Source organism: Methanoculleus sp. SDB (assembly GCA_001412355.1).
In the GTDB taxonomy this organism is placed as follows: Archaea; Halobacteriota; Methanomicrobia; order Methanomicrobiales; family Methanomicrobiaceae; genus LKUD01.
Genome location: LKUD01000022.1, coordinates 1 through 12,153, shown reverse-complemented (window position 1 = coordinate 12,153; position 12,153 = coordinate 1). Strand labels below are relative to the sequence as shown.

The following is a 12,153-nucleotide window of genomic DNA, read 5'->3' as shown; positions in this document are numbered from 1 at the left end:
TCATATCACTTCCCTGATAAGGCCGGGATCTGCACGGATCCCCGTGAAGAGGCGGAACTGGGCGGATGCCTGCGCCACGAACATCTCCCGCCCCCCGATGCACCGGCACCCGTGCCGGCGTGCTAACCGGAGAAGAGGAGTCTCCGGCGGGGTGTAGACCAGATCGAAGACCGTCATCCCCGGGCGAAGCCAGTGTTCTTCAAGGACGCTCTTGCCGTCACCCATTCCGACCGGTGTTGCGTTGATGACGAGATCGGGATCGATCCGGTCAAAGTCCGTGAGGGGGCCCGAGCCGGCACCGAAACGCTGCGCAAGCGCTTCCGCCGCGCCGGGATTCCGGGCGAGGATGGTTGTATCCATTCCGAGGTCCCCGAGCGCGTAGGCCGCCGCCGCCGCGGCACCTCCGGCACCGAGCACGACGGCGCTGCAGGGCTCCATTCCCTGAAGCGGTTGTCGCACCCCGAGCCAGTCGGTATTGTACCCGTATGCGCGATCCCCGCACCGGACCACCGTATTGACCGCCCCTATCGCCGCCGCATGACGGTCGATATCCGAGAGGTACGGCATTACGGCACTTTTAAAGGGAATTGTGACGGAGAGACCCTTGATGTCGAGAGCTCGTGCGCAGTCCATAACCGGACCGAGAGAGGGCCACTGGATCCGCGTGTACCAGTACTTCAGACCTGAACGGGAAAAAAGGTGATTGAAGAGGGCAGGACTTTTACTGTGAAGGCACGGGTTGCCGATAACTGCACAGAGGCGCATATCTGCCCGTGTCTGCTCATCCAGAAATTTTTTAAGCCCTTCCAGCTCTTCAGGCGGCAACGGTGTCTTTTTGAGGAATGCAAAGCCGTCGGAGCGGTCCGTCTCCGGGACGGTCCCGCCGGCGACCGCCTGCCGCACCCTCCGGCACACTTCACCGGGATCGATGGCTTCCGTATCGATGCAGCAATCGGACGCCCCGACATATGCGGGCATCCGCTTGAGAAGCACTGTCCGGATCTCTTCATCGGGAGGGAGAGGCGTCAGTGCCGGCCGTGTACTGCCGCGGATACGGTTCCCGAGCACATCGGCGGGAGCGAAGAGAAAGACAACCGGTCCGCCGTGCCGGAGCAGGGCGACATTTACGGGATCGGTAACCGCGCCGCCTCCGGTGCTGATAACTCCTCCCTGTCCGGCAAGAGAGGCGATTACCGAACGCTCCAGCATACGAAAATTCTCTTCGCCACTCCTGAAAATTTCGGGGATGGACATTCCCGCCCGCTCCTCGATGAGTGCGTCCGTGTCAATGAACGGGATGCCGAGCGCGCCGGCAAGCAGGGTACCCACGGTTGTCTTGCCGCTGCCGCGATATCCGACGAGCACGATCCGCATCATAGCCCCGCCTCCCGGAGCGACTTCCAGAATCCCGGAAACGATTTGTCCGTGCATTCCGCATCCCGGATCGTCACATCCCCCGTGCCGTAGCCGAGGACCGCTGCGGCCATGGCGGTCCGGTGATCCCGTCCCGGGTCGATGACAGCCCCGTGAAGGGGCCGGGGGTGGATAACGAGGACGTCAGGGCCCGCCTCAACAGCCGCGCCGCAGGCACGGAGCATCGCGGCCGTTGCCGCGATCCGGTCGCTCTCTTTGTACCGGAGGTGACCGATCCCGGAAATGCGCGTTGGTGTGTCGGCATGTGCGGCGACCGCGGCCAGTGTCTGTACCGTGTCGGGAGACGAGGACATGTCGATCTCGATGCCGCGAAGGGGGCCGGTGCGCTCGACGGTGACGCTGTCTCCCCCCGCCGACACCCTGCATCCCATGCGGGAGAGCGCATCGATAAAGATCCGGTCACCCTGGGGGGATGTGGAATTCAGTCGCTCCACGGTCATCCTCCCGCCCGATACGGCGGCAATCGCGAAGAAATACGAAGCCGAAGACCAGTCTCCCTCGATCACATACCGCCGTGCGGTATAACGCCTGGGGGAGACGGAAAAAGACCGATATCCCTCGCGGACAACCCGTATGCCAAACTCCTCCATGACTGCCGTGGTGATGTCGATATACGGGCGTGACACGGGATTGCCGGAAAGTTCAAGGCTGACTGGCGATTGTGCCCCCGGAGAGGCGATGAGGACGGCAGACACGAACTGGCTGCTGATGCGGCCGTCCATGCATGCGGTGCCGCCCGAAAGCGGACCCGTCACTTCAACGGGCGGGTAGCCGGGCGTTCCCGCATACCTGATACCTGCTCCCAGCAGGGCGAGAGCATCCCCGAGCGGGCCCACCGGCCGCTCCCGCATCCGGGCGCTTCCGTCAAGCAGCACCGGTGCGGTCCCGAGAGCGGCAATTCCCGTGCACAGCCGGAGAGTGGTCCCGGACTCGCCGCATCCGAGTGATACGGGTCCTGCCGCCGGCAGCCTGCCGCCGCATCCTTCAACGACAACACGATCCTCCTCCGGTCTGGCTGAAATCCCGAGGCGGGAAAGAGCCGCGAGTGTCATTCTGATATCCCCAGCATCAAGAATGCGTTCGCATACGGAGGTGCCCTCCGCAATCGCGGCAATAATGAGCGCCCGGTGGGAATAGCTCTTGGACGGGGGGGCGCTCACCCGGCAATCGACATCGCGCACCCTCCCGACGGTGATGTTCATGGCATACCTCCGAGGTTCCCGTAGCACCCGAGTGCCCTGACACGCGCCATCGGGGCCAGTGCGGAAAGCGCATCCTGCCATGCCGGGTGCAGATCGGCGTCAAGGAAGAAGATGTATTCTCCCATCCGGCGCGTGGAAGGACGTGATTCGATGCGACTGAGGTTGATTCCCCGGTCGGCAAACACACCGAGGATCGCGTGCAGGAGCCCGACCCGGTCACCCGAGGGATCGACGAGGATGCTGCAGGTGCCTGATTCGGGGACGGGGCACGGTTCCCGGGAAATCCTGATGAACCGCGTTCTGTTGCGGGCATTGTTCTGGACATCGGTGCGGACGAGGGAGAGACCCCAGTGCTTCGCCGCCGTCCGGGTTGTAATAGCGCCCGTCTGCGCCCGGAGATGTGCCGAGCGTGCGCTCTCCGCGTTGGATGCCGTGTGAACGACAGGAATCCCCAGACTTTCGATGAATGCCGAACACTGTTCGTGCGTTTCGGGATGCACATAGAGCGTGCGGACCGGGCCGCCGGGGTCCGCCGCGGCGAAGTGGTGCCCGACCGGCACGGTGATCTGGCCGGTGATGAAGACGGGATGCTCCCGGAGACCGTTTAAGGTGGCGCCGATTCCTCCCGATTCGCTGTTTTCGAGGGGAACGAGACCCACACCGCCACCTTCACGAACAAAGCCGAATATCTTCGCGATTGAGGGAAGGAGGATAATGTCGTCGTTGCCTGCAATGAGGTGCGCGACTTCATGCGAAATGGTCCCTTCCGGTCCGAGCGTGGCGAGCTTCATGAACGGTTCACCATGCATGCAATCAGTTCGTCAGTCTCGCGGGTTGCCGACGGAGTGTAGTCTGCAAACGCCACGGCATTCCGGTTAAAAAACGCGGCAAATGCATTCTGATCCCCGGAGTCCACGATCTCCCGCAGCTCCCGGACCGATTCGGAAAATGCCTCGAGAAGCGGCGGCACCTGGGGATTATCCTGGAGTATCGCACCATACAGCGCCGGATCCTGTCCGAGAATCCGTCCCACGAGCCCCATTTCCATCCGGTAGACGGGGCTTGTATAGGAGAGGGCATCGCCGATATCGACGGCCGACCGCCGGATCGCGTCGGCAAGGCTGAGCGTGGCAAAATGGACAAGCCCCTGCACCACCGCCATCATCCGGTCATGCGTCTCAGGATTTGAGAGGAGAATCCGTGCTCCTTCTGCTTCAAAAACCGACAGGACAGACTTCAGGGTGTCCCCTGAACACCGTGCGGGGACCGCCACGATCAGCTGATGCCGGAGCGAGAGAACGCCCGGCCCGAACATCGGGTGCAGGCCGATAACATCGGCGGGTGTGGCGAGCATCGCCTGTACCGGGCCGGTTTTCAGTGATGTCAGGTCGGCGAGAACCTGTCCGGCCCTGAGAACAGGGGCGATCTCGGCAATAACGCCGGGAGTACTCCGGATCGGGACCGATATGATGATGAGATCCGAATCGGCTGCCAGATCCGTGTTCGAGAGCCGAGTCGTCCGCCCCGAGACCGTCACCCTGTGCCCGGCCCGCGTGAAGACTCCGGCAAAAAGCTGCCCCATCCTCCCGGTACCGCCGATAATTCCGACCCTCACGACGCCTCACCGCTCCACAATCGTCTCGCGGACGGCCATGCCGAAATGCCGTCCGGCCCCGGATATATGGCCGAGGAGCCGATCACCCACCGCGAGCTGTACGACGGACACTGCCGTGCCGCCTTCCCGCACGAGCCGTATCGTCTCCGCGTTCTGCAATACGAGGCCTGCGCTGACATCTCCCGATACCGCCTCAACGAGCAGGAGCGGGCGCCGTTCGATCTTGATCCGACCCACCACCGCTTCGGCGGCCTTTCCGCCGGCATCCACGATCAGCATGGGATCACCCGCACGGAGATCGGCGAGGTACGCGGTACGGCCGTCCGGGAGAAGGATGTAGGCATGCACCGCTCCGGCGTTGACCCGGAACGGCCGGGCAGCGACGTACGGATTTTCAAGTGTCTCGGCATGAACAAGGAGGAAACCTTCGGATGTGTTCCCGACGAGCATGCCCTGACCGTCGGCGAGCAGGCTGCAGGTATCGACACATACCCGGTCACCCATGCCGGTCTGTGTGATCCGTGTCACCTCGAAGGTGGACAGGGGGACGGTGCCCGTCGTCCTGCGGACCCGTTCGCCCACGCGGGAAATCTCTGTCGGAGAGTCGGTTGCGAGAAGGACGCCCGAAACCCCCTTTTCGAGCACCTGCAAAGCGACGTCCGCCTCCTCTGCCGAGGATACCTGCGCGATTATGCGGTCGGAAGCGGCGACGAGGTTTTCAAGCGGGATCACGGTCCAGTCCCGCGTGCGCACGACCACGTATCCGCGATCGGCACAGGCCCGCGCCTGCTCCTGCCCTTCCGCGCCGTCGATATCGACAAAGAAGACATCTTCGCCGGGGACCAGATCGCCGCCATCCGCAACCACCCTGACCCGGCCGAGCTCACGGACCCGTTCAGGATCGTCCGCAACGACGGCATCGGCCCCGCTCTCGATGGCGGTTGTCGCACATGCCTTGTTCCACGGCCGGCAATCCACCCAGAAGAGTTTCATCCGACTTCCTCCAGCGCCGTTTCCGGGTCCGTGCCGTCGTGGACGACCCTGCAGATCGCCCGGACAAACGATGCCGTGTTGTCCCGCTGAAAGGCGTTTCTTCCCATGCAGACACCGGCCGCCCCGGCAGAGACCGCATCGCGGATTGCCGTGAGGGTGGCGAGATCGCCCGCCTTCTCGCCGCCGGCAACAAAAACCGGCACCGAACAGGCCTTCACGATCTTGCCGAACGAGACAGGATCTCCGGTGTACGAGGTCTTGATAAGATCTGCACCGAGTTCTTCACCAACGCGTACGCAGTGGCCGATAGCCGCGGGGCTTGCCGGATCGATGCCCGCTCCCCGCGGGTAGATCATCGTCAGCAGGGGGATGCCCCAACGCTTGCAGTCCCATGAAATGTTCCCCGCTTCTTCAAGCATGCGCGATTCGTTCGGGGCACCGAGATTGATATGGATTGAGACAGCATCAGCCCCGAGCGTGATCGCCTCCTCGACCGAGCAGACAAGTACCTTGTCGTTCGGGTCGGGATTGAGGGACGTGCTCGCGGAGAGGTGCACAATCAGTCCTATATCACGGCCGTAGCGCCTGTGGCCGCTTCCGACGATGCCCTTGTGCAGGACGACCGCATTCGCCCCTCCGTCACTCACCTCACCGATAATGGACGGCATATCGCCAAGTCCCTCAATCTGGCCGAGCGTAAAGCCGTGGTCCATCGGGATAATCACGGCACGTCCGGTATTCCGGTCCATGATGCGTTCGAGCCTGATTGCCTTGCCAATCATGTCAGGGGCCTCCGCTACGGAGGATTTCCATTGTTTCTTCCGCCGATCTTCCGTCGTGAACAATCAGTGCGGCAGCCCGGACGAACCGGTCGGGTGCGGGATGCTGGAACGCATTCCTGCCGATCGAAATGCCGGCTGCGCCGCCCTCCATTGCACCCTCTATCAGCGTGAGTGTCTGCAGCTCGTCGGTCTTCGAACCACCGGCAACCACGACCGGCACCGGGCACCCTCCCGTCACCTCCCGAAAGCTGTCGGGGTCGCCCGTGTAGACGGTCTTGACGAGGTCGGCGCCGAGTTCCGCAGCGACGCGGGCGGCGAGCGCCACGGATACCACCGCGTGCTCGTCGGTTATTCCCCTGCCGCGGGGGTACATCATCGCAAGGAGGGGCATCCCCCATTCCATGCACTCCACGCCGATTCGCCCGAGATCGGAGAGCATCCGTGCCTCCGAATCAGCGCCGATATTGATGTGAACCGACACCCCGTCCGCACCCATCTTCAGTGCGTTTGTCACGGTGTTCACGAGCACCTTGTCGTTCGGGTCGGGCCCAATCGACGTGCTGGCGGAGAGATGAAGTATCAGGCCGATATCGCGCCCGTGCGTGCGATGGCCGTAGAGTGCCAGCCCCATGTGCCCCAGTACGGCATTCGCACCCCCCTCGGCAACCAGATCGACTGTTCTTCCCATGTCCGTCAGCCCGGCTATCGGACCGGACGATACCCCGTGGTCCATCGGGACGATGATCGTCTTTCCCGTGTTCCGGTTGATGATTCTTTCCATCCGGATTTTTTTTCCATTCATACAATTACGCTCCCATAAACTGATCTCCGGTTTGCGACTGCACAGAAACCTGTATGCCGCATCACCGGGAATTTCTAAAACCGGCGATACGGAGCCCAGGCTCCATACCGAAATGTTTCATAAAAGAAACGATACGATGCAGATTCGTATCCTGCAACCGGAGATGCGGGTGCGTCGCTAACGGGAATAAAAACATTCACCGGCGAAAAAACATTCACCACACATTCGAGGAGATATGACTCGTTCAGCAATAAAAAGGTATGGGCTGCGTTCGCCCGGAGTATCCTCCCGGCACTCGTGAAAACGGGACAAACGCGCGGGAGCACGTCCTCTCAAACACAATACTTAACCACTGAAAACCACTATTTGTTTAGCAATGATCAGAATCGGCCTCTTGGGGTGTGGGAATGTCGGTCACGTCATCGCCAGGCATACCGAAATTGTTCCGGTCGCCGCTGTCTATGATACGGTGGAATCACGGGCGAATGAAATCGGAGAGATGTGCGGTGCTTCCGTATACCATGACTTTCCCGCATTTATCGAGGGAGATTTTGATCTGGTCGTCGAGGCTGCGTCGGTGGAAGCCGTGCGGCGGTATGCCGGCGAAGTGCTGGTGCACGGAAAGGATCTTGTGATCCTCAGTGTCGGTGCGCTTGCAGATCCGGAATTCAAACAGCAGCTTTCCGAGACGGCCCGGCGGGCGGGACGCAGGATTTACATCCCGAGCGGTGCGATTATCGGCCTTGACAACCTCAAAATCGGACAGATCGCCGAGATCAGGAATCTTGTTCTGAGAACGACGAAAAGCCCGGCCTCACTCGGCATCGAGGCACATCGAAAGATGCTCGTCTTCAAGGGCACGGCGTACGACTGCATACGCCATTTTCCCAAGAATATCAACGTCGCCGTCGCCCTCGAGCTTGCGGCAGGACGGGAAGCAGATGTGGAGCTCTGGGTGGATCCCGATATCGACAGGAACATGCACGAAGTAATTGCCGAGGGCGAATTCGGGGAGATTCATATCACGGTCAAAAACACCCCGAGCCCTGACAACCCGGCGACCAGTTATCTTGCCGCACTTTCTGTCCTGACACTTTTAAAGAATCTGGACAACCCGATCGTGATAGGAACCTGAAACAGCCATGAACGAAAAGATAGCCACCCTGAAAAAAGCGAAAAATGCGGTGATCCTGGCTCATAATTATCAGTTGCCGGAAGTTCAGGACGTGGCGGACTTTACGGGCGACAGCCTTGAGCTCGCGGTGCGGGCGAAAGAGACGACCGCGGATCTAATCGTCTTCTGCGGTGTCCTTTTTATGGCGGAAACCGCCAAAATACTCAATCCTTCCCGGAAAGTGATCATGCCGGTCCCCGATGCCGGATGCCCGCTCGCTGATCAACTCACTCCCGGGATGATCCTTGCAGCGAAGGCAAAACATCCGGAGGCGGCGGTCGTGCTCTATGTGAACAGTACGGCGGCCTGCAAGGCGTTTGCCGACATCGTCTGCACATCCGCAAACGCGGTCGGTGTCGTGGAATCGCTCCCCCATGACACCATCCTCTTCGGACCGGATTCAAACCTGGCGGGGTATGTCCAGCGAAACCTGCCGGATAAAACCATCATCCCCCTTCCTCCCGGCGGCCACTGCTATGTCCATGCCGAATTCACACCGGGGGACGTAGGGGAGGCACGGCGGCGCGGGGGGCGGATAATCTGTCATCCCGAGTGCCCCGCGGAGATCCAGGCGGCGGCGGACGTCATCGCCTCGACGGGCGGCATGGTCAGGGAGGCGCCGTCTGCCCCGATATGGAACGTCTTTACGGAAAAGGAGATGGCATGGCGCTTGAAAAAACTCTACCCCGATCGCACGTTTTATGCAAAGGACGGCGCTGTCTGCCACGACATGAAAAAGACCACCCTCGCCGATGTGATCAGGGCTCTTGAAACGGAACAATATGAAGTTACGCTTCCCGCTGATATCATGGAGCGTGCCCGGGGAGCGATTGAACGCATGATTGCTCTGCCCGGGTAATTGAGAGGAATTGTACATGATTCCCATTGAAACGCTGGTCGGATTTGTCAGGGAGGATGCCCCGCAGGGAGACTGTACGTCCGAGGCGGTGGTTCCGGACACGCCGTGCCAGGCTGCCGTGCGTGCGAAGTCAAAGGGCCTCATTGCCGGAATTTCCGAATCCGAAGCCTTGTTTGCCTATTTTGGAGTGCGGACGATCTCCCGGGCAAAGGACGGCACCTGGGTGCACGAGGGCGACATCGTGATGGAACTTGACGGAAGTGCGCATGCCATCCTCCTCGTGGAACGGACCGCACTGAACCTGATCGGGCGGATGAGCGGGATCGCCTCCGCCACCCGCGCCGCCGTGGAGGCCGTCCGGGCTGAACATCCACGGATCCGGATTGCGGGAACACGAAAGACCTGCCCGGGTCTGCGCGCATTCGACAAAAAGGCGATCATGCTGGGCGGAGGGGACCCGCATCGGTCATCACTCTCCGATCAGATTCTCATCAAGGATAATCACCTCACCCTCGTGTCTCTCACGGAAGCCATAGCACGGGCGCGTGCATGGAGTGCGTATAAAAAAATTGAGGTAGAGGTCGAAACGCCGGAAGACGCCGTTGCCGCGGCAGGGGCAGGGGCGGACATCGTCATGCTCGACAATATGGACGAAGACGCCATCCGTGAGGCTATTGACGCGCTCGTGAACCGGGGGCTCCGGGACAGAATCACCATCGAACTCTCGGGCGGGATCGAACCCGGGAGGCTTGCAGCCCTTGCAGCACTTGACGTGGATGTGATCAGCATGGGGGCGCTCACGCACACCGTCCGGAATTTTGACGTCTCCCTCGAACTCCGGTGTTCCCTGAAGACCGTTTCCCTCTGATGGATGTTCCCTCTTTTAACGACCGACGTTCCGATTCATCAGAGCGTTTCCAAATCCGAAAGGATTATTGAACGGGAGGTGCCATGCTCGGCTAATGAATGATATGGAGCGGGAAGCCGATGCAGCCACTGATCCCTCTGCCACTGAAAATCAGGACATCATGGCACTCGAGCACCAGCGGAATGTGTCCGTCCTCATCAGTCTCCTTCAGCACAAACTTCTGAACCTCCGCTGGAGGGCTGCGGAAGCCCTCGGCCACCTCGGCGACCGGCGTGCCGTTGAACCGCTCATTGCAGCCCTTTCGGATCCGTACGTCGACGTGCAGTGGCTCGCCGCCCGGGCACTCGGCGAGATCGGGGATGTAAAAGCGGTTGAACCCCTGATCACGTGCTTGAAAAGCCCGGAAAAATGGCTCCGGGTCGGCGCAGCCGAGGCACTGGGAAATATCGGCGATCCGCGGGCAACCGATCCTCTCATTGCCGTCCTCTCCGATGAAAAACGCAGGGTACGGGTGAATGCTGCCGTTTCCCTTGGAAAAATCGGCGAGATAAAAGCACGGGAACCGCTCCTGGCTCTCCTGAACGACGACCCCGACGAGAAGGTCAGGTTCGCCGTAGAAGCGGCCCTGAAACGGATTGAAGCAAAATCCCAGGCAAATCCCGACTGAAGTCCCCTGATTTTACGGGCTCCTCTTTTTCGGGAAACCGTACCGGCACCTCCCTGATTCGGGATGCTGCCAAAAAAAAATTAGACCAGTTTGAAGAACGGGTGTTCTTCGGACTTGATCTCGAGGCCAAACTCACGCGATGCCTCGGCAAGCACGATATCCGTGTATGCCTGGGCGGTCATGATTGCTTCGCAGTTCTCGATAGGGCCGTACATGATCAGGTCGGCACCGAGGGTGCTCGCGATCATGTTGCAGCCGATGTCGGGGGCGGACCATGCCGCCTGAATGATGCCGTCCATGCCACCGAGGTGGTGGTGCGACATCTGCTCAAGAAGGAGCGCTTTGCCCTCGTAGCCTTTTGCAAGATTTGAGGGGTTCTTTTTCGTACCCTTCCAGCGCTTGAGCCACGTCCAGGAAACCGTCATGTTGTGGTAGGCACCGCCGGTGGGCAGGCCGTGGATTGCCTTGCAGGCGAGGATCTCACGGTATGCACCGCCGGATCCGAGCCCGAGCGGAGTTGCGGCCGTGTCAAGGATGGGGCGGGTAATCCCGCACTCCTCGGCAATGCCGAGCATGCTCTTCTCCTGGCCGGCGACACCGCCCTCGACGAGCACCTTCTCACGGCCGACCACTGTCGGGTCGCCCGGGTTGAAGGCAAGCACGATCGCGGCGTTTACGTCGCTCTCTTTCAGCGCCTGCATGTTCTCGGGCGTGATGGACCCGTTGATCGAGTTGTAGATCGCACGGTCCGCAAGGCCGACTTCGGTCACGTACTTGCATGCGTGTGCCAGTGCCGGCGGGAACGACGAGTCCATCAGGAATGCCGTCTTGTTGTCGATGCTGTCAAACCATGAGAAATAGCTCTCAAACGCTTCTGCAGATTCAGAGATGATCTGAATGAAGTGTTTGATGCCGGTCTCGTCAGACAGTTCCTGACAGCGGTTCCAGAGAGTTTCCGCACGGTCCTTGTCAATAATACCCTTTTCATCGTCCAGCACACATTCATGCTTGTTATAGAAGATGGACGCACCGAGCACCGTCGGGTACTCTCCGGGCTGTCCGCCAAGCATGGTACCGTTGAAATCGTGTACCGTCTGTTCTTTCTCGAATTTGAACATGTTTCAAGCCCCCAAAATGAAGGTCATCAATTTTCCGTATAATGTCAGGATCATCATGAAAACTACTAACCCTGCCACCAATCCGTAGAGAATACCGATATCGCGCCCGATCTTCCGGCCGGAGCGCTGTGCGATTTCGGCATTGGCGAATTCAATCTTTTCTTCAATCGCGTCGAGACGCCGTTCGATCTCAAGGAACTGCGGGTTCGCACCGGCCGCCATTGCGGCGCCTCCGCCGGCACCCTCTTCCTTCACTTCGACGACCATCGGATCGGCGTCAAAGGCGCCGGGGTCTTTTCCGACAAGTTCGGATATCTTGGCGGAGATCGCACCCATATCCTCGCTTGGCATGATGTCGACGATCTCGACCTGCTCCTGGAACCGTGCAATCGCATCGGCAGAGAGGTTCTCGATGAACGGAATGGCTCCCTTCGTGCCGACGATCTTGCCGCCTTCCACGCCGTTTGCATGCAGCGCGATGAAACTCTCACCGCTCAGGTGGCCCTTGACTTCAGTACCGCAGGTGATCACGAACCGGATGTTCGGGTTGGAGATGACGTTTGCGATGACCTTCTCAAGACCAAGGTTCTCGGTCTTGCAGGAACCCGTAATTGCGGCTCCTGCTGCGCAGATGCCTGC

The 12,153-nt window shown here is 60.4% G+C and carries 13 protein-coding genes; 4 read left to right on the top strand and 9 right to left on the bottom strand.

The window, feature by feature from the left end; all coding sequences use genetic code 11:
- From APR53_07800 to APR53_07770, 7 genes are read right to left on the bottom strand one after another with little or no spacing between them, the layout of a single operon-like run.
- Positions 1–1,377, bottom strand: coding sequence for a bifunctional riboflavin kinase/FMN adenylyltransferase (locus tag APR53_07800; protein KQC05365.1), 1,377 nt, complete (start codon positions 1,375–1,377; stop codon positions 1–3).
- Positions 1,374–2,636 (bottom strand): 3-phosphoshikimate 1-carboxyvinyltransferase, encoded by a 1,263-nt coding sequence (locus tag APR53_07795; GenBank protein ID KQC05364.1) that lies wholly within the window; start codon positions 2,634–2,636, stop codon positions 1,374–1,376. Before APR53_07795 ends, APR53_07800 begins: the two co-directional genes overlap by 4 nt.
- Complete coding sequence (locus APR53_07790; GenBank protein KQC05363.1) at positions 2,633–3,427, bottom strand: hypothetical protein; 795 nt, start codon at positions 3,425–3,427, stop codon at positions 2,633–2,635. Before APR53_07790 ends, APR53_07795 begins: the two co-directional genes overlap by 4 nt.
- Positions 3,424–4,251: a prephenate dehydrogenase gene (locus tag APR53_07785; GenBank protein KQC05362.1), complete on the bottom strand. Its 828-nt coding sequence runs from the start codon at positions 4,249–4,251 to the stop codon at positions 3,424–3,426. The genes APR53_07790 and APR53_07785 overlap by 4 nt, the downstream gene beginning before the upstream one ends.
- A 6-nt stretch (positions 4,252–4,257) precedes the next feature.
- Positions 4,258–5,244, bottom strand: coding sequence for a 3-dehydroquinate synthase (locus tag APR53_07780; protein KQC05361.1), 987 nt, complete (start codon positions 5,242–5,244; stop codon positions 4,258–4,260).
- Positions 5,241–6,026: a fructose-bisphosphate aldolase gene (locus APR53_07775; GenBank protein ID KQC05360.1), complete on the bottom strand. Its 786-nt coding sequence runs from the start codon at positions 6,024–6,026 to the stop codon at positions 5,241–5,243. Before APR53_07775 ends, APR53_07780 begins: the two co-directional genes overlap by 4 nt.
- A 1-nt stretch (position 6,027) precedes the next feature.
- The gene (locus tag APR53_07770) at positions 6,028–6,828 is read right to left on the bottom strand and encodes a fructose-bisphosphate aldolase (protein KQC05359.1); all 801 of its coding nucleotides are present in this window, start codon (positions 6,826–6,828) and stop codon (positions 6,028–6,030) included.
- A 376-nt stretch (positions 6,829–7,204) separates the two neighbouring features.
- Between APR53_07770 and APR53_07765 the strand changes: the two genes are divergently transcribed.
- The 4 genes from APR53_07765 to APR53_07750 all read left to right on the top strand — a co-directional run bounded on the left by APR53_07765 (position 7,205) and on the right by APR53_07750 (position 10,396).
- Positions 7,205–7,963, top strand: a complete 759-nt coding sequence (locus APR53_07765; protein ID KQC05358.1) for an aspartate dehydrogenase — start codon at positions 7,205–7,207, stop codon at positions 7,961–7,963.
- 7 nt (positions 7,964–7,970) lie between these two features.
- Complete coding sequence (locus APR53_07760) at positions 7,971–8,861, top strand: quinolinate synthase A (protein KQC05357.1); 891 nt, start codon at positions 7,971–7,973, stop codon at positions 8,859–8,861.
- 16 nt (positions 8,862–8,877) lie between these two features.
- Positions 8,878–9,729: a nicotinate-nucleotide pyrophosphorylase gene (locus APR53_07755; GenBank protein KQC05356.1), complete on the top strand. Its 852-nt coding sequence runs from the start codon at positions 8,878–8,880 to the stop codon at positions 9,727–9,729.
- 160 nt (positions 9,730–9,889) lie between these two features.
- Complete coding sequence (locus APR53_07750; GenBank protein ID KQC05388.1) at positions 9,890–10,396, top strand: hypothetical protein; 507 nt, start codon at positions 9,890–9,892, stop codon at positions 10,394–10,396.
- An 80-nt stretch (positions 10,397–10,476) separates the two neighbouring features.
- Here APR53_07750 and APR53_07745 read toward each other — a convergent pair whose 3' ends face one another.
- Together APR53_07745 and APR53_07740 are read right to left on the bottom strand one after the other, a co-directional pair.
- Complete coding sequence (locus APR53_07745) at positions 10,477–11,514, bottom strand: tetrahydromethanopterin S-methyltransferase subunit H (protein ID KQC05355.1); 1,038 nt, start codon at positions 11,512–11,514, stop codon at positions 10,477–10,479.
- 3 nt (positions 11,515–11,517) lie between these two features.
- Positions 11,518–12,153: tetrahydromethanopterin S-methyltransferase subunit A (locus APR53_07740; GenBank protein ID KQC05354.1), on the bottom strand; the 636-nt coding region annotated here is incomplete at its 5' end.

Excerpts from the sequence above, each read along its gene's own strand:
- APR53_07760 (KQC05357.1), top strand. The coding sequence starts at position 7,971 with ATGAACGAAAAGATAGCCACCCTGAAAAAAGCGAAAAATGCGGTGATC.
- APR53_07750 (KQC05388.1), top strand. The coding sequence starts at position 9,890 with ATGGCACTCGAGCACCAGCGGAATGTGTCCGTCCTCATCAGTCTCCTT.
- APR53_07765 (KQC05358.1), top strand. The coding sequence starts at position 7,205 with ATGATCAGAATCGGCCTCTTGGGGTGTGGGAATGTCGGTCACGTCATC.
- APR53_07775 (KQC05360.1), bottom strand. The coding sequence starts at position 6,026 with ATGATTGGCAAGGCAATCAGGCTCGAACGCATCATGGACCGGAATACC.
- APR53_07770 (KQC05359.1), bottom strand. The coding sequence starts at position 6,828 with ATGAATGGAAAAAAAATCCGGATGGAAAGAATCATCAACCGGAACACG.
- APR53_07745 (KQC05355.1), bottom strand. The coding sequence starts at position 11,514 with ATGTTCAAATTCGAGAAAGAACAGACGGTACACGATTTCAACGGTACC.
- APR53_07755 (KQC05356.1), top strand. The coding sequence starts at position 8,878 with ATGATTCCCATTGAAACGCTGGTCGGATTTGTCAGGGAGGATGCCCCG.
- APR53_07780 (KQC05361.1), bottom strand. The coding sequence starts at position 5,244 with ATGAAACTCTTCTGGGTGGATTGCCGGCCGTGGAACAAGGCATGTGCG.
- APR53_07800 (KQC05365.1), bottom strand. The coding sequence starts at position 1,377 with ATGATGCGGATCGTGCTCGTCGGATATCGCGGCAGCGGCAAGACAACC.
- APR53_07790 (KQC05363.1), bottom strand. The coding sequence starts at position 3,427 with ATGAAGCTCGCCACGCTCGGACCGGAAGGGACCATTTCGCATGAAGTC.
- APR53_07795 (KQC05364.1), bottom strand. The coding sequence starts at position 2,636 with ATGAACATCACCGTCGGGAGGGTGCGCGATGTCGATTGCCGGGTGAGC.